24 protein-coding genes are annotated in these 23880 nt (G+C 58.2%); 7 read left to right on the top strand and 17 right to left on the bottom strand.

Translation table 11 applies throughout. The features are described from left to right. Positions 1-54: 54 nt before the first annotated feature. The 4 genes from PH547_RS22100 to PH547_RS22085 all read right to left on the bottom strand — a co-directional run bounded on the left by PH547_RS22100 (position 55) and on the right by PH547_RS22085 (position 4311). Positions 55-1620: an ABC transporter substrate-binding protein gene (locus PH547_RS22100; RefSeq protein ID WP_285169501.1), complete on the bottom strand. Its 1566-nt coding sequence runs from the start codon at positions 1618-1620 to the stop codon at positions 55-57. Between the two features lie 31 nt (positions 1621-1651). Next, positions 1652-2836 carry an ROK family transcriptional regulator gene (locus tag PH547_RS22095; protein ID WP_483315573.1) on the bottom strand — a complete coding sequence of 395 codons (1185 nt, stop codon included), beginning with the start codon at positions 2834-2836 and terminating at the stop codon, positions 1652-1654. Positions 2837-3126: 290 nt separating this feature from the next. Continuing rightward, complete coding sequence (locus PH547_RS22090) at positions 3127-3369, bottom strand: hypothetical protein (protein WP_285169499.1); 243 nt, start codon at positions 3367-3369, stop codon at positions 3127-3129. A 219-nt stretch (positions 3370-3588) separates the two neighbouring features. Next, the gene (locus PH547_RS22085) at positions 3589-4311 is read right to left on the bottom strand and encodes a hypothetical protein (RefSeq protein ID WP_285169498.1); all 723 of its coding nucleotides are present in this window, start codon (positions 4309-4311) and stop codon (positions 3589-3591) included. A gap of 674 nt (positions 4312-4985) precedes the next feature. Here PH547_RS22085 and PH547_RS22080 point away from each other — a divergent pair. Beyond that, entirely contained in the window at positions 4986-5948 is a 963-nt protein-coding gene (locus tag PH547_RS22080) for a class 1 fructose-bisphosphatase (RefSeq protein ID WP_285169497.1), read from the top strand. Positions 5949-6129: 181 nt separating this feature from the next. Then, positions 6130-6855 (top strand): response regulator, encoded by a 726-nt coding sequence (locus PH547_RS22075; RefSeq protein WP_104827529.1) that lies wholly within the window; start codon positions 6130-6132, stop codon positions 6853-6855. Between the two features lie 88 nt (positions 6856-6943). Here PH547_RS22075 and PH547_RS22070 read toward each other — a convergent pair whose 3' ends face one another. From PH547_RS22070 to ccoN, 12 genes are all read right to left on the bottom strand, one after another. Continuing rightward, positions 6944-8866 carry a hybrid sensor histidine kinase/response regulator gene (locus tag PH547_RS22070; RefSeq protein ID WP_104827530.1) on the bottom strand — a complete coding sequence of 641 codons (1923 nt, stop codon included), beginning with the start codon at positions 8864-8866 and terminating at the stop codon, positions 6944-6946. A gap of 21 nt (positions 8867-8887) precedes the next feature. Then, positions 8888-9640, bottom strand: coding sequence for a Crp/Fnr family transcriptional regulator (locus PH547_RS22065; RefSeq protein WP_285169496.1), 753 nt, complete (start codon positions 9638-9640; stop codon positions 8888-8890). Between the two features lie 164 nt (positions 9641-9804). Continuing rightward, positions 9805-10260, bottom strand: a complete 456-nt coding sequence (locus PH547_RS22060; protein WP_285169494.1) for a hypothetical protein — start codon at positions 10258-10260, stop codon at positions 9805-9807. A gap of 407 nt (positions 10261-10667) precedes the next feature. Beyond that, positions 10668-10850: a cbb3-type cytochrome oxidase assembly protein CcoS gene (ccoS, locus tag PH547_RS22055; RefSeq protein WP_283052479.1), complete on the bottom strand. Its 183-nt coding sequence runs from the start codon at positions 10848-10850 to the stop codon at positions 10668-10670. Further along, positions 10847-13126, bottom strand: a complete 2280-nt coding sequence (locus PH547_RS22050) for a cation-translocating P-type ATPase (RefSeq protein WP_285169493.1) — start codon at positions 13124-13126, stop codon at positions 10847-10849. Before PH547_RS22050 ends, ccoS begins: the two co-directional genes overlap by 4 nt. Next, the gene (locus PH547_RS22045; RefSeq protein WP_285169492.1) at positions 13123-13617 is read right to left on the bottom strand and encodes a FixH family protein; all 495 of its coding nucleotides are present in this window, start codon (positions 13615-13617) and stop codon (positions 13123-13125) included. The genes PH547_RS22050 and PH547_RS22045 overlap by 4 nt, the downstream gene beginning before the upstream one ends. Beyond that, complete coding sequence (gene ccoG / locus PH547_RS22040) at positions 13614-15188, bottom strand: cytochrome c oxidase accessory protein CcoG (RefSeq protein ID WP_285169491.1); 1575 nt, start codon at positions 15186-15188, stop codon at positions 13614-13616. Before ccoG ends, PH547_RS22045 begins: the two co-directional genes overlap by 4 nt. Positions 15189-15368: 180 nt before the next feature. Next, positions 15369-15554 (bottom strand): hypothetical protein, encoded by a 186-nt coding sequence (locus tag PH547_RS22035; RefSeq protein ID WP_283052484.1) that lies wholly within the window; start codon positions 15552-15554, stop codon positions 15369-15371. A gap of 10 nt (positions 15555-15564) precedes the next feature. Continuing rightward, a complete protein-coding gene (ccoP, locus tag PH547_RS22030; protein ID WP_285169490.1) occupies positions 15565-16428 on the bottom strand; it encodes a cytochrome-c oxidase, cbb3-type subunit III in 864 nt (287 codons plus the stop codon). A 1-nt stretch (position 16429) separates the two neighbouring features. After that, positions 16430-16582: a cbb3-type cytochrome c oxidase subunit 3 gene (locus tag PH547_RS22025; RefSeq protein ID WP_104827539.1), complete on the bottom strand. Its 153-nt coding sequence runs from the start codon at positions 16580-16582 to the stop codon at positions 16430-16432. Between the two features lie 9 nt (positions 16583-16591). Next, the gene (ccoO, locus tag PH547_RS22020) at positions 16592-17323 is read right to left on the bottom strand and encodes a cytochrome-c oxidase, cbb3-type subunit II (protein ID WP_104827540.1); all 732 of its coding nucleotides are present in this window, start codon (positions 17321-17323) and stop codon (positions 16592-16594) included. 11 nt (positions 17324-17334) lie between these two features. Next, the gene (gene ccoN, locus PH547_RS22015; protein WP_260304403.1) at positions 17335-18951 is read right to left on the bottom strand and encodes a cytochrome-c oxidase, cbb3-type subunit I; all 1617 of its coding nucleotides are present in this window, start codon (positions 18949-18951) and stop codon (positions 17335-17337) included. 284 nt (positions 18952-19235) lie between these two features. Here ccoN and PH547_RS22010 point away from each other — a divergent pair, with 284 nt between their 5' ends. Next, a complete protein-coding gene (locus PH547_RS22010; protein ID WP_285169489.1) occupies positions 19236-19679 on the top strand; it encodes a pseudoazurin in 444 nt (147 codons plus the stop codon). Between the two features lie 107 nt (positions 19680-19786). Here PH547_RS22010 and hemN read toward each other — a convergent pair whose 3' ends face one another. Continuing rightward, positions 19787-21139, bottom strand: a complete 1353-nt coding sequence (gene hemN / locus PH547_RS22005; RefSeq protein WP_285169488.1) for an oxygen-independent coproporphyrinogen III oxidase — start codon at positions 21137-21139, stop codon at positions 19787-19789. Between the two features lie 223 nt (positions 21140-21362). Here hemN and PH547_RS22000 point away from each other — a divergent pair, with 223 nt between their 5' ends. The 4 genes from PH547_RS22000 to PH547_RS21985 are packed head-to-tail and all read left to right on the top strand — an operon-like array spanning position 21363 to position 23876. Continuing rightward, positions 21363-21647 carry a DUF2249 domain-containing protein gene (locus PH547_RS22000; protein ID WP_285169487.1) on the top strand — a complete coding sequence of 95 codons (285 nt, stop codon included), beginning with the start codon at positions 21363-21365 and terminating at the stop codon, positions 21645-21647. Between the two features lie 51 nt (positions 21648-21698). Next, positions 21699-23039 carry a hypothetical protein gene (locus tag PH547_RS21995; protein WP_285169486.1) on the top strand — a complete coding sequence of 447 codons (1341 nt, stop codon included), beginning with the start codon at positions 21699-21701 and terminating at the stop codon, positions 23037-23039. Further along, positions 23023-23547 carry a DUF2249 domain-containing protein gene (locus PH547_RS21990; RefSeq protein WP_285169485.1) on the top strand — a complete coding sequence of 175 codons (525 nt, stop codon included), beginning with the start codon at positions 23023-23025 and terminating at the stop codon, positions 23545-23547. Before PH547_RS21995 ends, PH547_RS21990 begins: the two co-directional genes overlap by 17 nt. Beyond that, the gene (locus tag PH547_RS21985) at positions 23544-23876 is read left to right on the top strand and encodes a metal-sulfur cluster assembly factor (RefSeq protein ID WP_285169484.1); all 333 of its coding nucleotides are present in this window, start codon (positions 23544-23546) and stop codon (positions 23874-23876) included. Before PH547_RS21990 ends, PH547_RS21985 begins: the two co-directional genes overlap by 4 nt. Positions 23877-23880 lie beyond the last annotated feature (4 nt).

Below are 23880 nucleotides of genomic sequence, written 5' to 3'. Positions count from 1 at the left end.
CGACAATCGTCCCCGCGATCGGCGGGCGCCCGTTTGGGCACCCGCCGCTTCGGACTACTTGCGTGCGATATTCCAGTAGACCGGAGCCGGCGGCGTCAGAATGCCGGTCAGGTTGCCGCGATAGGCGCGGATCTGGTATTGCGTGCCGATCGGAACGTAGGGCACGGTCTCAACCGCGCGGAGCTGGATCTTCTCGGCCAGCGCCTTGCGTTGCGCCAGGTCGGTCAGGCCCGCAAACTGGGTGCGCATGGTTTCGATCTGCTCATCGCAGGGCCAGCCGAACCAGGCCTTCTCGCAGTTCGAGCGCAGACCCAGGTGCCCCACAGGCTCCAGGAAGTCGAGACCGCCCGGGCCGGAAATGAAGATCGACCAACCGCCCTTGTCGACCGGTTCCTTGCTCTGCCGGCGGCTGGTTACGGTCGCCCAATCCATGGCGTCGACGCGCGTTTTGATGCCGATGTCCTTCAGGAGCTGATCGGTGACGGTGACGAAGGCATGGATGTTGGCGTTTTCGGTCGCGTCCAGAAGCACGGCGGGCGTGCCGTCGTAACCGCTTTGCGCCACCAGCGCGCGGGCCTTTTCGATGTCCGGCGTCGGGAAGCCGGCTTTGGTGGCATAGGGTGAGGAGCAAGTGTAGAAGGATTGGCACGATTTGCCGAGCGAGGGATCCGTGATGACCGCTGCAAGGAAATCGTCGCCGTTGACCGCCGTCAGCAAGGCCTTGCGCAGGAGAGGATTGTTGAACGGCGGCTGGATCGTGTTCAGGCGGATTTGCTGGGCGACGCCGATATCGTCCTGGTTTGCCACGGCTACACCTTCGGCTTCCTTGGCAAGCGGGATAAGGTCGGCGGAAAGATCCTCGTCGATATCGATCTCGCCCTTGCGCAGCGCATCGAGCGCGGTTTGCTGATCGGGGATAATCGTCCATTCGACACGATCGACCTTAGCGACTTTGCCGCCGGCAAGACCGCTCGCCTTCTCGCTCCGCGGCTTGTAGTACGGGTTCTTCGCGAATGCCAGCTTTGCGCCCGGAACCCATTCATCGCCGAGGAAAACGAACGGTCCAGAACCAGTATGGTCCTTCACCGCTTCGTTCGGAGGCGTGGCATCGGCAATGCGCGCGGGCATGATGAAGGGCACGGGCGCCCCGGCCTTGCCGAGGGCATCGAGCACGAGACCCCAGCTTTCCGATAGGGTGAGCGTGAAGGTGCGATCGTCCTGAGCGGCCCAACTGGCGCCCTTGGCGTTGAGCTGCTGGCCGAGGCTGTCGTTCACGCTCCAGCGCTTGAGGGAGGCAATGACATCTTTGGAGGTCACCGGCGTTCCGTCGCTGAACTTGAGCCCGTCCCGAAGCGTGAATTTATAGGTCTTTCCGTCGTCGGATTTCGACCAGGTATCGACCATCTGCGGCTTGATGGCGAGCGATGCATCCATGGCGAACAGCGTGTCGTAGACCATGTAGCCATAGTTTCGCGCCATGGAGTCCGAACCGAGATGCGGATCGAGCGCTTTGACGTCGCCGGACGGCTTGATGCGCAGGACATCGGCGGCGAGCGCCGTTCCGCAGGCAAGGGTCATCGCCAGAGCCAGAAGCGCTCCGGTCAGTTTCAGGCATTTCATGGTGGTTCCTCCCACAGGTAAGACTAAACTTTCAGGCTTGCGCCTTGGGCGCGTGCATCAGGACATTTTCTTCCTGAGTAGGTTGGGCTCCGCGCTTCAGGTAACCGAATGTGGCGAGCGACAGCGCCGCCGCAGGCTCTCGTCCGAGTTCGGATTGGACGAAATTGAGCTCGATGGAACCGGCGCCGCCAAGAAGGCAGCAATCAATGCCAGCCAAGATCGACGCCCGTCCGGCGTCGCCGAGATTTGCGGGCCATCCTCCCAGGAAGACACGTTGTGTTCCGACCATGTTGAGAGCGTTGCCGATGGCCATGCCGAGCCTGAAAAGCCGGGAATGGACATCCGTGCTGGTCTTCTCACTGATGGGAACCCTCTGTGGCCAGGCGTCACCCAGCGCCAGCAGCTCCACCTCGTCGATCTTCAGCCGCGGCGCGATCGCGCTCGTCGACAAGTAGGCCTCGAGACATCCGAAGTGACCGCAGCGACATTGCGGCCCCTTGGGGTCCATGACCATGTGCCCGATCTCGCATGTGGTGACATCGCCATTGCCCCAGAACTCGCTGACAATGGCGGCCGCCACGCCATGGCCGACGAACACATAGAGGTAGTCGTCGCTCGAACCGTTGGTTCCGAGCGTCAGCCGTTGGTTGATCGCTCGCGCGACAATCGAATTGGCAATCTCGACAGGCACGTTAAGAAAACTTGCGTTGAGCCGTGCAAGCGTCTCGGAGGGATCGAGCATTACGATGGGATTTATGGCTCGGCGCGCGTCGTAACCGGGAACGGAAACACCGACGAAGTCCAGTTGCAGCCGGGAACGTTCGGCAGAATCGGCTAAGGCGCCGACTGCCGCCGCGATAGCCTGAGACACCGCCCCCGCCGAGGCGCCGTCCTTCAGATCGAAGCGTTCCGAGAAAACAAGATCTCCATCAAGGGTGGCGATACCAGCATGGACTCGGTTGCTCGACACCTCGAGCGCGCCGAGATAACGATTCTTGCTTAAAGTAAGGATAGCGCTCGGCCCGCCTGGATATTCTGCGGGCTGCCGCTTTTCGGTGAGCACGCCTTCCGCGCGCAGTTCGGACACAATGCGGGATACGCTAGCCTCCGTCAGCCCGGTCTTGTCGGCAATATCGGTGCGGAAGCTACCTTTTTTCCTCCAGATATAATTCAAGACCGCGGCGCGCGTCTCCTGCCGACTCCTCGCAAGCCTCACAATTCCATCCTCCCCGGCAATGCAATTCTTACTTTATGTAAGAATTGATAGCTGAGGCCAGATCGCATGTCAATAAACCAGCCTCATCACGCGCTCGGATGAGTTTCGGTTTGAATTAGGCGGGGAACCGTCGCCTGACCTTCGGCCACAGATTGTGTCGGCAAGTGAGGCGGCAAATCAATGAATGTGCAGAAGGTCAGACTTGGCAATTCGCCCACGGGGCTGCGAGACTTTCGTGCCGTTCTGGTCGTTTTTCAGCTCAACCGAGCCACTGTATTGCCTCGAACTCTCTAAGGTCGTTCGGCCTGATCAACGATGAATTGGTAGACGGCCCGATTCTGGAGCTGTTCTTGATGTTCGAGCCACCAATTTGCGTCTGTCAGGCTTGAAATGGCATTCGCGAGCCGACCCGTCATTTTCGCAAAATCGGCATTCAGGTCATCCAACTGCTCTTGCGTCGGGAACCCATCTGGCACTCGCTGTCTGGCGAGCGAGTGGAAGGCGGATGCAGCGTTATTGATGGCGACCGCCATTAACTCCGCAGCAAGCTCGATATCACTTTCGTCGCCATCACCAGTAAGAACGGGAAGATCGAAGACCTCGTACCGCAGGGAGTGGAACTCCAGCTTTTTTTTCTGGACCTCCTCGCCACACCATCATCTCTGCTTGGATATCGGGCTTGCTCATCATCTCGTTCTTCCAACTACGAGGATATGGCCAGACCGAGGTGCAGATCAACCGCCTCAGCCCCATCAATGGAAGCGGTTGGCATTCCATTCGGATGCGATCTGTTCATAGGCGGCATCGAGCCGCTCGCCGCGATTCGCGCGCCAGAAACTGGCCAGATCGCTGCTCCAGGCCGACTGGTGATCGCTGGGTTTGTTGGTCCATGTCAGCGACTTGCCGTGTGATTTGAGAACGATCTCTTCTACCTGATGCGACGTGACGGCGCGGCCGAGAGTCTTTCCTAGCGCGATGATATGATCCGGCTCCCACAGGCGTTCGTAGATGAACAGGTTATCTTTTCGCCAGGAAATGAACGAGGCATAGGTCGAGAAGAATTCGCGGGAGGCATTGGGGCCAAACCAGCGCACCCAACTCAGGAAATTGTCGCGCGGATTGCGGATGATCGTTACCGTCGTCATACCGCGGAGCAGCACACGTTTGTTCCAGCACACGTGACCGTGGACAACGATACGGGATGGAGCGCCATGCAGGAGCCTGGAGACGTCGTTATATCCCTGAATCTTGGGGGCATTCTTGACGTAATCGTCGAAGTTTCTCTTCGCCTGCGGCGACAGGAAGATCGATTCTTCGTTGTAATTTATCCGACGGGCATAACAGGGCTGGTCCTTACGCAGGGCGCGCACGAACGCATATTTTTCAAACCCGATGGCCTCTACCGCCTGCAAAAGCGCATGCGTGCCCGATTTCGGCGTGCCGTTACAGATAATCGGTGATGCAGTGGTCATCATACCTCCATCGTTCTTGAGCGTGTTTCACTCCGGCCGGATTATGCTCCAGGCAGTGGGGATATTGATCCATCATCAAGCTTTAGCGTGCCTTGCGTACAAGGTGGCGAAGCTATGAAGGACACAGGGAACGACATAGGTTTGCTGCATGGGCCATGGCGCGCCTCGAGACTGAAATTCGATCGCACGCCTTTAAATCGATTTTAAAAAATCAACATACAAAGCTAATCGATTTTAATTTGTGCATTCAATATTTTTTGTTGCAGCGCGAAGAAAATCACTTCTAACTGCCTCACGCCATTCTATCCGTCGTAGGAAACGCGCAATGACGATTTCATTTCCGCTTACTGACAAACGCACTGTCGATGAGCTGCTGAAGCACCTTAACGCGCATAAACTGTTCTCTCCTGGAAATTGCGTCATCACGATCAATCCCCTCGCCGCACACGTTTCGTCGTGCCTTTCGTATGCGCTTAGCACCGCTCGCACTGCCTGGTAGGCGCGCTGCTATTCAGTTGAAACCATTTCCGTCACGAGTTGAGCATCTCAAGTCAGCGTTCGAACGTCCTCGAAGGCTTAGCACATCCGTGCAGGCCTTTTGGAACGTCCGTAAGCCTGAGAGTGCCCGCTAAGAATCGTGTGAATTCCGATACCAATCCCGCAGGAGAAAGACATTGATGACGACATTCGAAGCCTATCTCGATGGTCATAGGGGAACATTGTTGAACGAGGACATGGTCGTCGTCCTGCGCAACATTGCCGAGGCTACCCGGCAGATTTCAGACAAGCTCAGAAGCTCGTCATTATCAGGTCTAACGGGCGCAACCGACGCAATCAACGTCCAAGGCGAGACGCAGAAGCCGCTCGATATACTTTCCAACGAGATCATGCTCGATGCATGCCGTAAATCGCCGGCAGTTGCTTTCGCGGTATCGGAAGAACTCGACGCCGAAGTGCTCATTCATCCCAATGGCGAATATGCGATGATCTTCGACCCGCTCGATGGATCGTCCAACCTCGATGTCAACGTAACGGTTGGAACGATCTTTTCCATCATCGAGGCAAGCTCTCCGGCTGAGATTTTGAAAAACGGCCGCTGTCAGCTCGCTGCAGGATATGCCGCGTACGGACCGCAAACCAATCTGGTCCTTGCGATTGGAAATGGCGTACAGATCTTCACGCTTGACGAACGCGGCGTGTATGTGATGACAACCGCGGATGCCAAGATCGCCCCGGAAACCAAGGAGTTTGCGATCAACGCCGCACGTCGTCCGTCTTGGGATGACGTCATTACCGAATATGTCGACGGGTCGATCGAAACCCCCGGCTATAATATGCGCTGGATCGGTTCGATGGTCGCCGATACCCATCGCATCTTCAACCGCGGCGGAATCTTCCTCTATCCCGCCGATCGAAACAAGCCAGCCTCCGGCGGCCGTCTGCGTCTACTTTATGAAGCCAATCCAATTGGCTTTCTGGTCGAAGCGGCAGGCGGCTCTGCCATTGCCGGAAAGACCGCCATCCTCGACATTGAACCAACCTCGCTGCATCAGCGGGTTCCGGTGATTTTTGGCTCGCGCCACGAGGTCGCAAAGATCAGTCGAGCGTACTGCGTCGAGCGGGCAATCGAGACAGTGTAGCGACGGCGCGCAAGCCGGTTGGCGACACGCCAGCCGGCAATATCTTGATCCATCGCAATTGTTCTTCATTGAGGAAGAGACGCAGTCAGCGAGTGACACACGGATGCTGCGCGTGCTAAACATGGATGATTTTCTTCGCGAATTGTCACAGGCACCACCCGCATTTCCCAGGGCATTTTGAATGGCTTCCGATCAACCGCGGCGCGAACATGTTCTGATCGTCGACGACGACACAAGAATCCGCCAGATGTTGACGCGTTATTTCGAAGATGAGGGATACCAGGTCACCGCCGTCTCGGACGGCGGTGAAATGCGTCTCCAGATGAAGCAGGCAAGCTTCGATATCATATTGCTGGACCTGATATTGCCGGGAGGCGAAGATGGTCTGTTGCTTGCCAGAGAAATCCGCATGCAGTCTGATGTGCCGATCATCATGCTGACGGGCCGCGACGATGTCGTCGATCGGATCGTCGGTCTGGAAATGGGTGCGGATGACTATATCGCCAAGCCGTTTCATTTGCGCGAGGTGCATGCTCGCATGAAATCCATCCTTCGCAGACGCCAGCCTGCGGCCACGCCGGCAGAGGCGAGGCAGGAGGAGATCATTCGCTTCGACGGTTGGCAGCTCAATTTCGATCGTCGCCAGCTTCTTGCCGCCGACGGTGGCGAAGTCGAGTTGACGACAGGCGAGTTCGACATGCTGGCCGTTCTCGTGCGCCATGCCGGCCGCGTTCTTCGCCGGGAGCTTCTCATGGATCTCACTCGCGGCAGAAATCTCGAAGCCTTCGACCGCACGATCGATGCACAGATTGTCAGATTACGGAAAAAGATCGAAGACGACCCCAAACATCCAAAATTGATCAAATCGATCCGGGGCGTTGGTTACATCTTCACCGCGCGGCTGTGATCGACGGCACGTCAATACGGCCGGAATGTGCATGAAACACTCGCCGGCGCTCCCCGCATAAAGTGACGCTTGCCGTCGATAGTCAGACTTAATCCAGAAGCTCTCGCAGGCGCGTTGCCAGCTCGCGTGCAGTATAGGGCTTCTTCAGCCAGCTTCCCGATTGCGCGAGCTCGCGGCCAGCGATCGTCGGCTCGGCATAACCGGATGTGAAGAGGATCCTTATGCCTGGTTTCAATGTCCGCACATGGTTAGCCAGCTCATCGCCGGTCATGCCGCCTGGCATGACGATATCGGTGAAAAGCAGCGCGACATCGGGATTTTCCTCGAGCCTGGTCAATGCCTCGTTCCCGTTGGATGCTTCAACCACCTGGTAGCCAGCATCGTTGAGCCTAGAGACGGCAACGCGCCTCACCCGCGGATCATCCTCCACCACCAAAATCTTCTCGAAGCCACCGGGAATGTCAGATTGGAGCCGCTCCTCCACGCCCTTCTCGCTGGCGTTATCGGCCGTCTTGTGTGCCGCGGGAAGAAAGACGCGCACACTCGTGCCTTGTCCGATCTCGCTATAAAGCTGGACATGGCCACCGGACTGCTTGGCAAAACCATAGACCATGCTCAGGCCCAGACCGGTGCCGGAGCCGACGCTCTTCGTGGTAAAGAAGGGCTCAAAGGCCCGTTGCTTGACCTCGGATGTCATGCCAAGGCCCGTATCGGTCACGGAAATCAGGACATACTCACCGGTGCGTACCTGCGGATACATCTGTGCGTAATCGGCATCCAGCTTGATGCGCGAGATTTCGATCGAGAGCTTGCCGCCACGCGACATGGCGTCCCTGGCGTTCAGGACCAGATTGAGCAATGCATTCTGCAATTGCGATCCGTCGACCAGTGCTTCGTTCGCCGCACCGCTGACGATGGTGCGGAATTCGATAGCCTCGCCAAGCGTCCTGCGCAGCAGATCGGAAAAGCTCGACACAAGTTGGCCGACATCGACGAGCTTCGGATTGAGCGGCTGGCGCCGGCCAAAGGCGAGCAATTGGCCTGTGAGCTTGGCGCCATCATCGGCCGCGTCCTGCGCTTCACGCAGCAGCGGCCGCAGCTTCTCGTCCTTAAGCTTGCCCTCGATCATTTCGAGATTGCCACTGATGACGGTCAGCAGATTGTTGAAGTCATGCGCCAGTCCGCCGGTCAACTGGCCGATCGCCTCCATCTTCTGCGACTGGCGCAGCTCATCCTCGATCTTATGGCGGCTCGTCAGGTCGCGGATGAAGCCGGTGAAAATGCGCTTGCCCTTTGCGGTGGCCTCGCCGACGGAGAGCTCCATCGGGAAAAGGGAGCCGTCCTTGCGCTGCCCCGTCACGACGCGGCCATAACCAATGATGCGCCGCTCTCCAGTCGTCATGTAGCGGGAAAGGTAACTATCATGTGCGTCACGATCGGGCTGCGGCATCAAGATTTTGACGTTCCTGCCGCAAACTTCATCAGCCGTGTAGCCGAACAATCTTTCAGAGGCGGCGCTAAACGAGGAGATCGTGCCGACGTCATCGATGACGATCATCGATTCAGGCACGGTGTCGAGGATCGAGCGCAGATGCGCTTCCCTTTCTGCAAGATCGTCCTGAATTTGTTTCATCTCGGTAACATCGTTGTTGGTCTGGATGATGACCGGCCTGGTATCGAAAGCAGGGGTGATGAGCGTCCAGCGCGTGGCGACGAAAATGATTCGTCCATCCCGGTGACGATGCACCACCTCGCCCTGCCATGCCCCCTGCCTTCGGACTTCCTCGCGGATCTCATCCAAAGGCTTTGGAAACTGTGTTGCCAAAAGCGTGTGAACGACCTGACCAAGTGCCTCGTCCCTTGACCACCCATAGAGCGTTTCGCAACCGCCGGTCCAGCGGCTGACAACGCCGTCAAAACCGTGAATGATGAGGTTGGCTCCGTCGAGCAGACGAGCAATCTCGTCGAGCTCCAGTTCAGTTGTCACTCGGGTCTTCGATTTGTCGTTCATTGCGCTTTCATCATTCGAAATTCAGTGGCGTTGGCCTCCGGCGTAAGCGATCAGACCGCGTTCGTCGCCATCACACTCGTCGTCATCCCCGGAGAGTTGAACGAGCATCCCATATTTCATGATACGCACGCAATGCCGACCCGCGGAGACCAGTATTCCCTTGTTCGCCAGCTTGGTCATCGTCCGTGAAACGGTCTCGATCGTCAGGCCGAGATAGTCTGCGATGTCGAGCCGCGTCATTGGTAATTCGACGATCGCATTGGATCGATTGTGATCCGGTTTGCGGCGGAGCTGCTTCAGCACGAATGTGCACACCCGCTCCTCGGCATTCTTGCACGACAGCAGAACCATCTGATCCTGGGCAGCCGCCATCTCGTCGCACAGGCGGGCAAAAACTTCGGGCCTCAGATCCTGCGAATTGCTGACCTCGGCTTCGAAGGCCTTGCGTGAGAAGCGGCGCACCTTCGTATCGCCAATGGCTTCGGCGCTGTAGAGATAGTGGTTCCGCAACGACACGCCGACGATGTCGCCGGCATGCAGGAAACCGGTGATGACGCGACGACCGTCAGAGATGATCTTGAAGATGCGCAGGCTACCCTCGACGACTTCGAACAAGTGCTTGGCGACATCCCCCTCGAAGAATAACGACTGACCGGCGGCGAGATGTTCGGTTGGCTGCTTCCTAAACAGAGCCTGCAGACAGTTCGGTTCGGCGTCCGGCAGAGCCGGGTTGGTGAATTCCTTAGCGTAATGAATATTGTCTGCCCGCAACATGATCATCCCTCCGTGTTGTCGGGGAGAACAATTGATCACCGCAGGTGACGCCAGAATGCCATGGGTGTGAAATACGGTGCACTTAAGTAACAGTCTGTAACAAGCAACAGCAGAAGCATTTGCTGGACTGTTTCTCGGCCATACGTGGCCCAAGGCTGCCTTCTTCACCGCCAGGCCGGATTGATGGACTCTGATTCAAGCCGATAGACGAGCCCGTGATCCCAGCGGTTGCGGAAGCCCTCGTCGGCAAGCCGCTCCCAGACCTCATCGTTGAGCGTCCAAAACCGCATGTGACTGCAGCCGGCGCCAATCGCCCGCCCTTTCATCAGGGAGAAAAGCTCCCGCGCGATCCTTTCCTCGTCCAGTGGACTGATGACGACAAAGATTGGAATATCGAACAGTCGGCCGGCAATCGGATGCTCGAATACGCGGGCAAGGCAAACGGCGCGGACACAATCGTTCGGACCAGTCGCCACTGTGAAGCGCTGACGCTCAAAGACGGTTCCGACCGCCGCGCGCCAGCGGTCCCATGCAAGACCCGGCATAACCGCCTGCACGACGAGATAAGCGCGTTCGATTTGGTTTGCCTGAAGAGGACCAATCTCATAGCGCGTGTTCATCTCCAAGACTTCCTTCAGAGTGGACGCCTGTTTCGACTTCACGGTGGACCCGCTGGTTTCACAGCTCATTCGCGATTGCTGGCGGTTCCCGCCGTCGATGCGCAACAAAAGGCCAGCTTTGCGTTCCTCCTCGCATCGAGCGCCTGACGCCATTGAAGACGCGCCAGCGATGCGCTGTATGATGTTGAAGGTCATGTCCCCCACCTCATTTCGTTGTCCAATTGAGCAAGCTTAAGCCGACGCGGGAGACGTGCTTTGATCGGTGTCAAGATTTGAGCGGATCGAGCCGAAACGGCTTCTGTGGTGGATCAATGCGCAGAAAATCATCCGCTCAAACGACAATTCGATGAAGGGATAAAGATCCTGGACCATAAGGCAGCTTCTCGGCCCGCCGACTTCGGCCGTGATCAACCTTGATCTACGTTTTCCTTACCACCGCTTGGACGTGCATCGTCGTCATCAAACAGAATGCGCCACGATGCCCCCTCCAGATCATCATACTGCCCGGTCTTCAGCGACCACAGAAAGCCTCCCAGGCCGAGCGTCCCCATGAACAATGCCAGCGGGATCAGGTAGATCAGCATATTCATGATATGGAAGCTCCCGCAGGGGTGGTGAATTTGCCGGTACGCTCTGTCTGCCAATTCCAGCCATTCAGGCGCAATGCATTCGTCACGACGATCAGCGAAGACGTGGACATGGCGACAGCGGCGATAAGCGGCGTCGCATAGCCCGCGATGGCGATCGGAACAGCCAGCACATTGTAACCGATGGCAAGGGCGAAGTTCTGGCGGATCAGAGCAGCCGTACGCCGCGCGACGCAGATCGCCTCCGGAACCGCGTCGAGGCGGTCCTTCAGGAAAACGAGGTCTGCCGCTTGTCGGCCAATGTCGGAGGCGGTTGCGGGAGCCATCGACACATGCGCCGCCGTAAGTGCCGGCGCATCATTGATACCGTCGCCAACCATCATGACCTTGTTGCCCGCCTCGTTTAAGCGTGCGCACTCTTCAACTTTCTGCTTCGGATCCAATTCCGCAATCCAGCGATCCATATGCAATAGCCGCGCTGTCGATTCGACGACTGCTCGCCGGTCGCCAGACAGGATCATTGTATGCAGCCCTGCAAGACTGAGCTGGCGAATGGCCGCGGCGGCTCCGGGACGAAGAGTGTCCTCAAAGTAGAAGCGCGCCAGCTCTATCCTGTTCCTCGACAGTATAACCTCGGAAAGGGACTCATTTGGTCCTTTTTCACGAAACGGGGCGGCGCAAGCGAACTGCATGTTGCCGAGCCGATAAAGTCCGTCGGCGGCCTCGGCCTCGAGGCCCGCTCCCGGAATCTCCGCGACGCTGTCGAACCGGCGGACATTGTTGCCAGCACTACGCAACAACGCCTGGGAGAGTGGATGCCGGGAATGCGCGGCAAGACCGGCCGCAATCGCCCTTTCCTCCGGCCCCGCGCCCACCATCTGGATGAGACATGGCTGGCCCATCGTCAAAGTGCCGGTCTTATCGAACACGACGGCATCGACCTCGGCGAGACGTTCCAAAGCAGAACCATCCTTGATCATAATGCCGCTGCGAAACAGTTTCCCGGCGGCGACGACCTGGACAACCGGTACGGCAAGACCAAGCGCGCACGGGCAGGTGATGATGAGAACGGCAACCGCCACCAGCATCGCATGCTTCCAATCCCCACCGATGAAACCCCAGGCAAGAAACGAAACCAGCGCAAGCAGGTGGACTGCCGGTGAGTAAAGGCTTGCAGCTCGGTCCGCGATCCTGCGATAGCGCGCCCTGCCTCCTTCGGCAGCTTCCATGAGGCTGATAATCTCGGCGAGCAGAGAGTTCTCCGCCGTCTTCGTGACGCGAATGGTCAACGAGGCCATGAGGTTCATCGAACCCGACCGAACCTCCGTGCCATTCCCGACTGCGACCGGCACGCTCTCGCCTGTGACGATGGAGAGATCGAGTTCGCTCGTGCCGGCGATCACGACGCCATCGGCGGGGACGCGCTCGCCGGCGGCGATAAAGATATGGTCGCCAATGCCTATGTCCTCTACCGAAATATATCGCCTGCTGCCGTCGGCCGTTATCAACAAGGCACCGCGGGGTGCGAGCCTCGCAAGGCCATTGACCGCGGCTCGCGCTTTCTCGCGCATGATATGGTCGAGCGCGCGACCGATCAGCAGGAAGAATAGCAGCGAAACGGAGGCATCGAACCAGGCGTGCTCTCCGTGATGGATCGTCTCCCATAATGATACGGCATAGGAGAGCGTGACAGCGAGAGAAATGGGCACGTCCATGTTGGTCCGCCCATGCTTCAAGGCATTCCACGCCGAGCGAAAAAAGAAACGGCCGCCATAGATAAGGGCTGGCGCAGCAATCATCGCGGAAATCCAGTGAAACAGGTCTCGCGTCGCCGCATCTGCGCCGGACCAGACCGATACCGAGAGCAGCATGATATTCGCTGCGGCAAAGCCGCAGACACCAACGGCCAGGAGCAATTGATTGCGCAGGCTATCCGTCTGGGACGCGGTGGGAGTGAAAATATGCGCCCGGTAGCCGGCTTCGGTGATCGCGGAAAGAATACCCGAGGGATCGATGACAGCATTATCAATGCGCTCGACATAGGTGCAACTGACCCGCCGAGCAGTCAGGTTGACTCGCGCGCCCTTCACATAGGGTAAGCTGCGCAAAGACCGTTCGATGGTCGAGATGCAAGCGCCACAGTGCATATCGGGAATGCTGAGGTCCAGTTGGCGAAGGCCCTCCCCCAGCGGATGGCTGGCCAGGACGATCTCCTCGGCACTGGCGCAGCACTTGCTCATTGTCATGACGCTTTCCGCGTCCATGGTGCAGCAGGTCATTGTCCAAACTCCGCCGTGTCGATGCGCCTGGCCTCATGCATTACCGTGACACCGTCTCTGCGCGAGATGGTTTCAACGATCCAGTCGCCTCCCTCAATGCGATGTTTGGCTTCGAAATGGCCTTCGCTCGTCTTGGTCAGTGCAAGCGCAAAGTCCTCTCGGTCGCCCACGGGTCTTCTGAAAGTCAGCGTCACGTCGTCGACCACCGCCGGCGACCCGTCCCGGTTATGAATATCGTAGTGAATGACATGGCCGCGCAGGGACAGATCGCCGGAAATGCCGCTGCTAGCCATAGCGCGCATTGCGGCGGCCTTGCTGTTGAATTCCTGGCTTGCGACATAGGTATTCTCTACCACAAGGCCGCTCCAACTCGTGGACGCGAGAACCGCCATCGTCACATTCACTCCGATCACGACGGTGAAGAACGCAACAATGACGACCAGCATATGGCGGCCGGTGAAGGGACGTCCGGTGGTAACTTGGCTTCTCATTTCGGCGCTCCCGGTGCGTTGAAGGCGGCCCGGTACGTCGCCCGATCCGCGTGATTTTCGTCCTCTATGACGAACAGGAATTCCTTGATCGTCTCCGCCTTGGCCTGTTGCGTTACGAACACCTTGAGCGAGGTGGCCGCGTCCGGATCGGCATCGACAGTGAAGTGCCGGCCTTCCTCCTTCGAGAGTTCGGGGATCTTCATCGTCGCTCCTACTGCGCCCTCTAGTCGGATATCGATTTTCCTCGGCGCCGGGACCATGTTGAGGACGCGCAGCGTATAACCGTTGCGGATCGATCCATCCGACTCCAGCACATATTGCGGATTGCGATCGTGGAGCACGTTCAGCTCCAGCCGCTCCCTGAGCGCCAGATGCACGAGCATCGCCACCCCGACCGCTGCCCATACAGCGGCATAAAAAAGAACGCGCGGCCTGAAGATCACCCGCCAATTGAAGTGCCGAATGCCCTCGATGAAGCTGCCGTCAGGGTTTCGCACGAGGTTCGGCTGCACGGCGACCGTGCCGCCGTTGGTCGCCAGGCTCATGTTGGCGGCGTACTCGCTCAGCGTCGCATAGGAGATCAGGCCGCGCGGCTTATCGAGTTTGTCCATCACGCCGTCGCAGGCATCGATACACAGGGCGCAGGTGATGCACTCCATCTGCTGACCATCGCGGATGTCTATGCCCATCGGACAGACCGCCACACAGGCATTGCAATCGACGCAATCGCCGACCGGCTGGCCTGCTGCCTGAGCTTTCTTGGCGTGACGGGAGCGAGGCTCACCGCGCCAGTCGTTGTAGGTGACGACTAGGGAATTTTCGTCCAGCATAGCGCCCTGGATGCGGGGCCACGGACACATGTAGGTGCAGACTTGTTCCCTCATCAGCCCACCAAGAACGTAAGTGGTCGAGGTGAGAATGGCGACCGTGGCATAGGCGACCGCCGGCGCTTGGCCCTTGATTAGGGCAACGGCCAGGGATGGCGCATCCGCGAAATAGAAGATCCATACGCCACCGGTGAGGACGCCGATGAGGACCCATATGCTATGCTTGGCGACCCGCTTCGCGATCTTGTCCGGCGTCCAGGGACCAGCATCGAGTTTCATGCGCGCGTTGCGATCACCTTCGATCGCGCGTTCCACGACAAGGAAGAGATCGACCCATACCGTCTGCGGACAGGCATAACCACACCATGCCCGTCCCACCGCCGACGTTACCAGAAACAGGCCAAAGCCGGCCATGACAAGCAGACCGGCCACATAGAAGAACTCCTGGGGCCATATCTCGATGAAAAAGAAGAAGAAGCGACGAGAGGCCAAGTCGATGAGAATCGCCTGATCGGGCGCATATGGACCTCGGTCCCAGCGAATCCAGGGAGAAAGATAGTAGATGCCGAGCGTGATCAGCATGACGATCCATTTGAATCGCCGGAACCGACCCTGCGCCCGCTTTGGAAACACTTTCTTTCGTGCAGCATAGAGTGGCTGACGGTTGCGCCGGGCATTGACCGCTTCGGCATCGAGCCGTTCGACATGAGCGTCCCGCGGGTCTGGAGCTGTGTAGAGGTTCATCGCTCGGCGTCCTGTTGATGATCCTCATCTCGCATTCGGCCGACCAAACGTCCTTGACGTAGGTCAAGGAACGGCCGCCCGGTCTTCGGCTCGGTCAAAAAATGAGAGCCACGCCCCGGAGGGACGTGGCTCAGAGGAACTACGGGGGAGCCCGTAGGGAACGTCCTCTACCTTTGAATGCTAACGGCTCGCGGTATTGTGATCTTTGAGCGAAATCAAACTGGCCATGGAATTGCCGAGCTTCTCCAGGCTGTCTTCCTCCCGCGAGGAAGGGAGCGGATGTGCCCGCGCGGCAACCCGCGTATGAACGATGGCTCGGGGGTTGCCGTACAAGCGGAGAAGGGGATTTTGGTCGTGGGCAGTCATTTCATTCCTCCTATTTTCCACCGCCCAGCGAATGAACAAACACGGTCAGCTCCTTTACGGTGGTTTCGCCCAGTCGGGCCGACCAAGCCGGCATCACGCCATGTTTCGGCGCGGTCACCTGGCGGATGATCGCATCCTCTCCCCGCCCCTTTAACCAGATCGCATCGGCGAGATCCGGCGCTCCCATCTCCTGCTTGCCCTTGGCATCCTCGCCGTGGCAGGCAGCGCAATTATCGAGGAATACCTGCCTTCCAGCCTTCGCCAGCGCCGGATCGGAAGGCGTGTTCGTTAGTCCCCAGACGTAGGCGGCAACCTGCCGAATTTGCGTATGATCGAGCATATCGCCGAAGGCAGGCATTTCCGACGAATGCGTCTCGGGGTCGGCATCGAAGCGGATGCCATGCGAGACGGTCTTTTGGATCGCTTCGAGGTCGCCACCCCAGAGCCAGTCGTCATCGTTCAGATTGGGAAATCCCGGAGCGCCGGTGGCACCGGAGCCATGACACGGCGCGCAGTTGACCTTGAAGGCAGAGGCGCCGCCAGCGATGGCAAACTCGCGCAGCGTCGGATCGGCATCGATTTCTCTGACGGTTTTCGCGGCGATGAGATCGTGAAACCGAGTTTGTGCGACCTTGGCCTCTTCCACCTGCTGCTGCAGTTCGGCCCGGCTCGAAAAGCCGAGCAGTCCTTTGGTGGTATCCCTGATCAAGGGTATGGAGGGATAGGCGATGGCATAGCCGATAGCCCAGAGGATCGTGGCATAGAAAGTCCACACCCACCATCGCGGCATGGGATTGTTGAGTTCACGGATGCCGTCCCATTCATGGCCCGTTGTCTCGACGCCGCTGAGTTCGTCTATATGTTTGTCCGACATCTCAATCATCCTTCAGAGGTATGTCAGCGGCTTCGTTGGCGATCTTTTTGCTACCTGGCCGGAGCGTGAAGGCGATAGCCCCTACGAAAAACAAGGCCATTGCGAGGAGCCCCCAACTGTCGGCGAAGTGACGCATAGCAGTATATGTTTCCATGGAAGCACCTCAGCGATAACCGGTGGCATCGTCATAGGTCGAGAAATCGACCAGTGTTCCGAGCATCTGCAGATATGCGACGAGCGCGTCCATCTCGGTCAGCCTGGTGGGGTCGCCGTCGAAATCGCCGACCTTCGCTTTCGGATATCGCGCCAGCAGATCGGTCGTATTTGCGTTCGGATCGGCTTGCGCCCGCATGTCGGCTTCCGCATTCGCCAGCATGTCTTTGCTATAGGGCACGCCGACATCCTCGTTAGCCTTGAGATCCATGCCGATATCCTTAACGGTGACGTCCCTCTCTTTGAGGAAGGCATAAGTGGGCATGATCGACTCCGGCACGACCTCGCGCGGATTGGACAGATGCTGGACGTGCCATTCGTTGGAATAGCGACCGCCGACACGCGCCAGGTCCGGTCCCGTGCGCTTCGAGCCCCACTGGAACGGATGGTCATACATGGACTCTGCGGCGAGCGAATAATGGCCGTAACGCTCCACTTCGTCCCGGAACGGGCGGATCATCTGGCTATGGCAGAGGTAGCAGCCTTCGCGGATGTAGATATTGCGCCCTGCCAGCTCGAGAGGCGTGTACGGGCGCATGCCTTCCACCTTCTCGATCGTGTTCTGGAGATAGAACAGCGGCGCGATTTCGACGATGCCGCCAATGCTGACCACCAACAGCGACCCGACGAGCAGCAGGGTGGCATTTTTCTCGAGGATCTGGTGTTTCTCTAGGATAGACATCTTGCTTTACCTCACTCGGCAGCCTGGGCAATGAAAGCGCTCGGGATCGCGGCTTCGTCGCGCTGGCGCCCCCGGATGGTCATTGCGACGTTCCAGGCCATGATCACTCCCCCTGCCAGATAGAGAGCACCGCCGACGGCGCGCAGGAGGTAGTAGGGGAACATCGCAGCCACGGTCTCTGCGAAGGAATAGACGAGGAAGCCCTGGCTATTGTATTCGCGCCACATCAGGCCTTGTTGGATGCCGGCGACCCACAGCACCGCCGCGTAGATAACGATGCCCAGCGTGGCGAGCCAGAAATGCCAGTTGACCATGCGGAGGCTGTAAAGCCGCTCACGTCCCCAGAGCTTTGGCGTCAGGTAGTAGATGGCGCCGAACGTGATCATGCCGACCCAGCCGAGCGCGCCGGAATGAACGTGACCGATGGTCCATTCGGTATAGTGACTGAGCGAGTTGACCGTCTTGACCGACATCATCGGGCCTTCGAAGGTCGACATGCCATAGAAGGCGATCGCGACGATCATCATGCGGATGATCGGGTCGGTGCGGATCTTGTCCCAGGCTCCCGAAAGCGTCATCAGACCGTTGATCATGCCGCCCCAGGAAGGCATCCACAGCATCACCGAGAAGACCATGCCCAGCGTCTGCGCCCAGTCGGGCAATGCCGTGTAATGCAGGTGATGTGGGCCAGCCCAAATGTACATGAAGATCAGGGCCCAGAAATGGATGATCGACAGGCGGTAGGAATAGACTGGGCGGTTCGCTTGCTTCGGCACGAAATAGTACATCATGCCAAGGAAGCCGGCGGTCAGGAAAAAGCCGACGGCGTTGTGGCCGTACCACCATTGTGTCAGAGCATCCTGCACGCCCGAAAACAGCGAATAGCTCTTCGAGCCAAGGAAAGAGACCGGCATCGCCAGATTGTTGACGACGTGCAGCATGGCGATGGTGACGATGAAGCCCAGATAGAACCAGTTCGCCACATAGATGTGCGGCTCCTTGCGCTTCAGGATCGTTCCTAGAAAGGTGACAAGATAGGCGACCCAGACAATGGTGAGCCAGATGTCGACATACCATTCGGGCTCGGCATATTCGCGGGCCTGTGTGATCCCGAGAACATAGCCGGTCGCGGCCATGACGATAAAGAGTTGATATCCCCAGAACACGAACCAACCGAGATTGCCGCCGAAGAGCCGGGCTCGGCAGGTGCGCTGGACGACGTAGAAGGAGGTCATTATCAACCCATTGCCGCCGAAGGCGAAGATGACGGCAGAGGTGTGCACTGGGCGCAGACGACCGAAGTTCAGGTATGGCGCAAAGTTCAGATCCGGATAGGCAAGCTGGAGAGCGATGACCACGCCCACCAGAAAACCGACAACACCCCAGAAGACGGTGGCGATAAGCCCATATCGAATGACTTCGTCGAAATAGGGCGTTGGCTCGCTTCTGATACGAGACGCTTCCGGCGAAAAGTCGACGCGGCGAACCAGCAGGATCGTACCGGCCAGAAGACAGAAGAATAACACCCACATATGGGCGGCAAAAAGCTGATCATGAGCGGCGCCGGCACCCACCAATGCCAGAAAAGCGCCGACCGCGACCAGCATGGTTTCAGCGGTGTAATTCATGTCGTCGTCCCCAGAGCGCAGATGACCGCACTTAGGAAGGTCATCTTTCTCGCACTTTGAGCGACAGGTCCCACGTGCGCGGCGACCGATCCTTGATCTAGGTCAACAAACACCGCGGATTCCTCATTGCCGGGCGCGTTGTTGCAAAAACACCGCTCGGCAAGACCACTCCCTGCCATACAGAGAATGCTCGCGACAATTTGATCAACCTCAAAGAAGGTCCGCCCGCCGGCCCATAAAACCGAACCGACGGCCAATGAGGCTGTCGGTAAAGGAGATATGGAATGCGCTTCAAAATCGGTCTGATCGTCGCAGCGGTGGCGCTAGCCACTTCGTCGGCGCCACTCTTGGCGGCGGACCACCAAATTCAAATGCTCAACAAAGGTGCTGATGGTGCCATGGTGTTCGAGCCGGGCTTTGTGAAAATCGCGCCCGGCGACACCATCACCTTCGTTCCCACCGACAAGAGTCACAATGTCGAAACATTCAAGGGCCTGATCCCAGACGGTGCCGCCGAATTCAAATCCAAGGCGAGCGAGGAATATCAGGCAAAATTCGACATTCCGGGCTTCTATGTGGTGAAATGCACGCCTCATGCCGGCATGGGCATGGTGGCGCTCGTTCAGGTTGGCGATAACCCGACCAATCTTGAGGTCATCAAGACCGCGAAGGTTCCGAACCTAGTGCGCAAGCGCCTCGATGCCGACCTGGGGCAAATCACCCAATAGCGCTCGGCTGGTGCAAACTCGCAAACGAAAGCGGCCGAATTCGGCCGCTTTTCGTTTGTTTGGCGTTACTTGATAGCCATGGTCAGACGCAGGCTCTCCCTTGTTCCTCAAGCAGCCTTGCTATGCGTGCGTCCAGATGCGCCGAGATAAGCGTCGAAGGCCGCGGCAACAGCCCTGACCATGAATCGCGACTCCTGGCAAACCGTAACTTTGCCGCCATCAATGGTGACAACGCCGTCCGCCGCAAGTTCCCGCAGTCTCTCATTGCCATCCAACAGAAGAGCGGCATCGAAGCCCGACCCCTCCGCAACGCGGACCAAATCAACGGCAAAATCGCACATGAGCCGTTCGATTACGCGCGCGCGCAGCCTGTCCTCGTCGGTTAGCCGATAGCCTTTGACCGTTGCCAGAACACCCGCACTGATGCGATCGGCATAGCTGCCAATAGGAACCTGGTTCTGGACATATCCCATCGGCAATTTTCCGATGGCGGACGCCCCGAGGCCTATCAACGTATCGCAGGTATCGGTGGTGTAGCCTTGGAAATTTCTCCGCATGCTGCCTTGCGATGCGGCAATCGAAAGATCGTCATCCGGCAGCGCAAAGTGATCAAGCCCGATGCGGACATAGCCTGCCGCCACGAGTTCCGATGCGATTGCTTCCGCCTGGGCATTTCTTTCTTCGGCGCGGGGAAGCGCTGCGTCATCGATCAGCCGCTGATGCTTCTTAAAGGCTGGAACATGAGCATAGCCGAACACCGCGAAACGTTCTGGCCGCATCCGGATCGCCGTCCGGACGGTTTCGACGCAGGATTTTACTGTCTGATGCGGTAGTCCATAGATCAGGTCGAAATTGATACTGCCGACCCCCGCGCCCCGCAACAAAAGGACCGCCTCCTCTGTTTGTTCCGGGGTTTGCCTGCGATTGATAGCCGCCTGCACAACCGGATCGAAGCTTTGGACACCGAGGCTGGCACGGTCGACACCACTCTCGCCCAACGCCTCCACCATCGCCGCCGAAAGCGTCCGAGGATCGATCTCGAGCGCAACGCTGCTATCATCCCGGAAATCAAACACGCTTCTGAGTTTCTTCATGAGGGCCCGGAACTCGTCCGGCTTCATAATTGTCGGCGTCCCACCACCAAAATGCACGTTCTTGACCTGCGTCGGATGACGCGCGGCAAAGCCAACAAGCTCTATCTCCTGGTCCATCACGTCGAGATAATCGACGATGGGACGATCCTGCCTCGTGATGGTCGTATGACAGCCGCAATACCAGCACATCGCGCGGCAGAATGGCACATGCAAATAGAGCGAAACAGGATCGTCCTCGGCAAGCTTTGCCAATGCTTCCGCATATGCATCAGGCCCGACCATTGAGGAGAAGGCAGGCGCTGTCGGATAGCTTGTGTAGCGGGGCAATCGCGCCTCACCATATTTCGCGACCAGACGATTGAACATGAATAATGCCCTCATTGAATCCTTGAGAGGTTCTGGCGGCGACAAACGGTCTTGTCCTTGTCCTATGTCAATGACGGAGCGCGCGACCATCCAGAGAAACGGGGGAATTATTTGCTCCTAGTCAAAGTGTTCTGAACGCACCGGCCTTAAGTTCCGAGCATCTGGTGGCCAAGGCTGCAGTCATGCCAGGACCTCGAAGTCACGCAGCCGAAGGATTGATTCCATGAATGAAGGAGCAATTGAGTTCGCAGAAACGCCTGCCGGTGACGTGCGCACCCTCACATCCGGTGAAGGACATGCACGCATTTTCCGTGTCCTTCGAACCCTTCCCCCCGGCGGCTTGCTGCGTATTAAGAGCGATCACGATCCTCGCCCGCTCCACTATCAGCTTGAGGCGGGCTACCCTGGAAAGTTCGCTTGGGAGTATCTCGAACAGGGCCCGAAAAATTGGCGTATTGAGATATCACGCCTGGATACCGGATGCGATTGCTGCTGCGGTGAGCATTGAAGGCGGGCGCCTGCGATGCTGGTCCCTGGTGCAACCCTGTCTCGATGGACGATGTCGTATTTCGCCGCTGCGCTCCTGTGTTTACTGCTGGCGCAAACGATGCTTGCAGCGGGCTGGTGGCAGCCGTCCGTCGATATTGGCGAGCCCCGGGTGCTCATCATCGTCCATTTCGTGACCATCGGTTGGTTCGGTCTTTTGATGATCGGAGCTTTGCTGCAGTTTTCACCGGTTCTCACAGGATTGGGCCTGCCGACCGAACGATTGAACCTCGTATGCCTCTTGGCGCTGATTATCGGCTTAGCAACCCTTTCTTTCGGCTTTGAAGCGATAGAACGCGAATGGCCGTTCGCGGGGACATTGATGGTGGCCGCCGTGTCCATGCTGGCGAGCGCGTTCCTCGCCATCGCCATGGTACTGTTCATAGGACTCTGGCGGGGCCGAAGCGTTCATACGGCATCCCCGTTTGTCATGATGGCGATTGTCTGTCTCGCCGCGACCGTTACGCTGGGCGCGATCTTCGCGCTGGTGATCTCCGGCGTGACGCAGACCCGCTACTTGGTCGAATTGGTTCTGGATGCGGTTCCGCTGCATATGAGCTTCGGCCTGGCAGGTTGGATGACATTCGCCGCTATCGGAGTGAGCTACAAGCTTCTTCCGATGTTCCTGCTTTCGCCCGATACTGGAAAATCCGGCCTCGTGCGAAACAGCGGCGCATCGGCCCTCGCCATCCTCTGCCTTGCCCTGGTCCTTTCGACCGCAGGCTCCGGGTTGGTTCAGCCGCTTATGCTCGCAGCCGCGATCACCTTCGCCATAACCCTTACGGCATATCTCGTCGACGTGACTGCAATGTACCGGCGCCGGCGACGCAAAATTCCGGAACTGAACACACTGGGGTCGATTCCGGCATTTGCGCTATTGGCCGCATCGGCTCTGGCCTTCGTCGTCTCGATCCCGCTTGGCCTCGGCCCAAACGTGCGTATCGCGCTGATCTACGTTTTTGCGTTCGGTTGGCTGACAGGGCTCGGTCTGGCGCAATTGCTCAAGATCGTCCCCTTCCTGACTTGGATCGAAGCCTTCGGGCCGCTGCTCGGCCGTCGGCCGACACCGCGCTTGAGCGAGCTGGTCAGAGAACGCCACGCGGCTGTCTGGCTCGCCCTCTTCTATCTCGGAGTGATCCTGGCCGGGGTCGCGATCGCAGGAAATTCCGATAGCGGCTTCCGTGCCGCGGCTGTCTTGCAGGCTTTCTGCACGGCAGCCTTGGCGTTCGAGCTGTTCCGTGCGCGTGCCCTCTTAAATATCGATGGCTCCGCAAAGACCGCACCCTTTCGTCAACCAGCGCTTTTGGTCGCAAAACAAATCCAGAGAGGTAACGCGAATGATGCCGCTTCGTGAACTCGATGTCCGCCAAATCCTGAGGGAAGGAGGGTTGCCGTTCCAGCTCATCATGGACACCATCGCATCGCTTGAGCCGGGCGAAGGCCTTCGTCTGCTCGCAATTTTCGAGCCCCTGCCCCTCATCAGACAGCTCAAGCAGCGAGGCTACATCCATGCGAGCAGACAGATTGATGATGACGATTGGGAAATCGTTTTCACTCCGCAAACGGCATCGTCCAGCGAAACACAAGCGGATGCATCGCCGGCCTCGGCCGATATCTGGCCGGACCCTGTCTGGAACATGGATCTTACCGATCTCACGCCGCCGGAGCCGATGGAGCGGATACTCGCTCGGCTGGAGACGATGAAAGCGGGCGAGGTGCTATTTGCACTTCTTAGCCGTGAGCCGGTTTTTCTCTTCAACGAATTGAAATTGCGCGGCCATGAATGGGTTGGGAATTTCGATTCGACCGGAAGCGTTTTTCGCATCATGATCCGCTTCAATCCTTCGGAGGCGGCCGCATGAGCCAGGCGGGAACGATCACCATTCCAGCTGTTGTGCAGTGCCTTCGCGGCATAGAAGATCCGGAGATCGGCATCGACATCGTCGAGTTGGGATTGATATACCTCATCGAGATCCTGCGGATTGGCACCGTGCGGATCGTCATGACGACGACGACAAGGGCCTGCCCCGCCTCCGCCTTCATCATCGACGCCGTGAGGGAGCGACTGCAGGCGATCGAAAGCATCGGCAAAGTGGAGATAGACCTTGTCCACGAACCGCCATGGTCGCCTGACATGATCGGCAAAGCAGTCATCGACCGCTTGCCGACATCAAACTGCGCGGGAATCTGAACGG

Origin of the sequence: Rhizobium cerradonense, assembly GCF_030182455.1 — a bacterium.
Classification (GTDB): domain Bacteria; phylum Pseudomonadota; class Alphaproteobacteria; order Rhizobiales; family Rhizobiaceae; genus Rhizobium.
This window is presented reverse-complemented; position numbering and strand designations above follow the sequence as displayed.

What these genes read in the sequence shown, in the direction of transcription:
- PH547_RS22000 (WP_285169487.1), top strand. Translation starts at nt 21,363, where the DNA reads ATGAATGAAGGAGCAATTGAGTTCGCAGAAACGCCTGCCGGTGACGTG.
- PH547_RS22025 (WP_104827539.1), bottom strand. Translation starts at nt 16,582, where the DNA reads ATGGAAACATATACTGCTATGCGTCACTTCGCCGACAGTTGGGGGCTC.
- PH547_RS22080 (WP_285169497.1), top strand. Translation starts at nt 4,986, where the DNA reads ATGACGACATTCGAAGCCTATCTCGATGGTCATAGGGGAACATTGTTG.
- ccoO (WP_104827540.1), bottom strand. Translation starts at nt 17,323, where the DNA reads ATGTCTATCCTAGAGAAACACCAGATCCTCGAGAAAAATGCCACCCTG.
- PH547_RS22035 (WP_283052484.1), bottom strand. Translation starts at nt 15,554, where the DNA reads ATGACTGCCCACGACCAAAATCCCCTTCTCCGCTTGTACGGCAACCCC.
- PH547_RS22010 (WP_285169489.1), top strand. Translation starts at nt 19,236, where the DNA reads ATGCGCTTCAAAATCGGTCTGATCGTCGCAGCGGTGGCGCTAGCCACT.
- ccoP (WP_285169490.1), bottom strand. Translation starts at nt 16,428, where the DNA reads ATGTCGGACAAACATATAGACGAACTCAGCGGCGTCGAGACAACGGGC.
- PH547_RS22050 (WP_285169493.1), bottom strand. Translation starts at nt 13,126, where the DNA reads ATGACCTGCTGCACCATGGACGCGGAAAGCGTCATGACAATGAGCAAG.
- PH547_RS22100 (WP_285169501.1), bottom strand. Translation starts at nt 1,620, where the DNA reads ATGAAATGCCTGAAACTGACCGGAGCGCTTCTGGCTCTGGCGATGACC.
- PH547_RS22070 (WP_104827530.1), bottom strand. Translation starts at nt 8,866, where the DNA reads ATGAACGACAAATCGAAGACCCGAGTGACAACTGAACTGGAGCTCGAC.
- ccoN (WP_260304403.1), bottom strand. Translation starts at nt 18,951, where the DNA reads ATGAATTACACCGCTGAAACCATGCTGGTCGCGGTCGGCGCTTTTCTG.
- PH547_RS22060 (WP_285169494.1), bottom strand. Translation starts at nt 10,260, where the DNA reads ATGAACACGCGCTATGAGATTGGTCCTCTTCAGGCAAACCAAATCGAA.
- PH547_RS22075 (WP_104827529.1), top strand. Translation starts at nt 6,130, where the DNA reads ATGGCTTCCGATCAACCGCGGCGCGAACATGTTCTGATCGTCGACGAC.
- PH547_RS22045 (WP_285169492.1), bottom strand. Translation starts at nt 13,617, where the DNA reads ATGAGAAGCCAAGTTACCACCGGACGTCCCTTCACCGGCCGCCATATG.
- ccoG (WP_285169491.1), bottom strand. Translation starts at nt 15,188, where the DNA reads ATGAACCTCTACACAGCTCCAGACCCGCGGGACGCTCATGTCGAACGG.
- PH547_RS21995 (WP_285169486.1), top strand. Translation starts at nt 21,699, where the DNA reads ATGTCGTATTTCGCCGCTGCGCTCCTGTGTTTACTGCTGGCGCAAACG.
- PH547_RS21985 (WP_285169484.1), top strand. Translation starts at nt 23,544, where the DNA reads ATGAGCCAGGCGGGAACGATCACCATTCCAGCTGTTGTGCAGTGCCTT.
- hemN (WP_285169488.1), bottom strand. Translation starts at nt 21,139, where the DNA reads ATGTTCAATCGTCTGGTCGCGAAATATGGTGAGGCGCGATTGCCCCGC.
- PH547_RS22085 (WP_285169498.1), bottom strand. Translation starts at nt 4,311, where the DNA reads ATGATGACCACTGCATCACCGATTATCTGTAACGGCACGCCGAAATCG.
- PH547_RS21990 (WP_285169485.1), top strand. Translation starts at nt 23,023, where the DNA reads ATGATGCCGCTTCGTGAACTCGATGTCCGCCAAATCCTGAGGGAAGGA.
- PH547_RS22065 (WP_285169496.1), bottom strand. Translation starts at nt 9,640, where the DNA reads ATGTTGCGGGCAGACAATATTCATTACGCTAAGGAATTCACCAACCCG.
- ccoS (WP_283052479.1), bottom strand. Translation starts at nt 10,850, where the DNA reads ATGAATATGCTGATCTACCTGATCCCGCTGGCATTGTTCATGGGGACG.
- PH547_RS22090 (WP_285169499.1), bottom strand. Translation starts at nt 3,369, where the DNA reads ATGGCGGTCGCCATCAATAACGCTGCATCCGCCTTCCACTCGCTCGCC.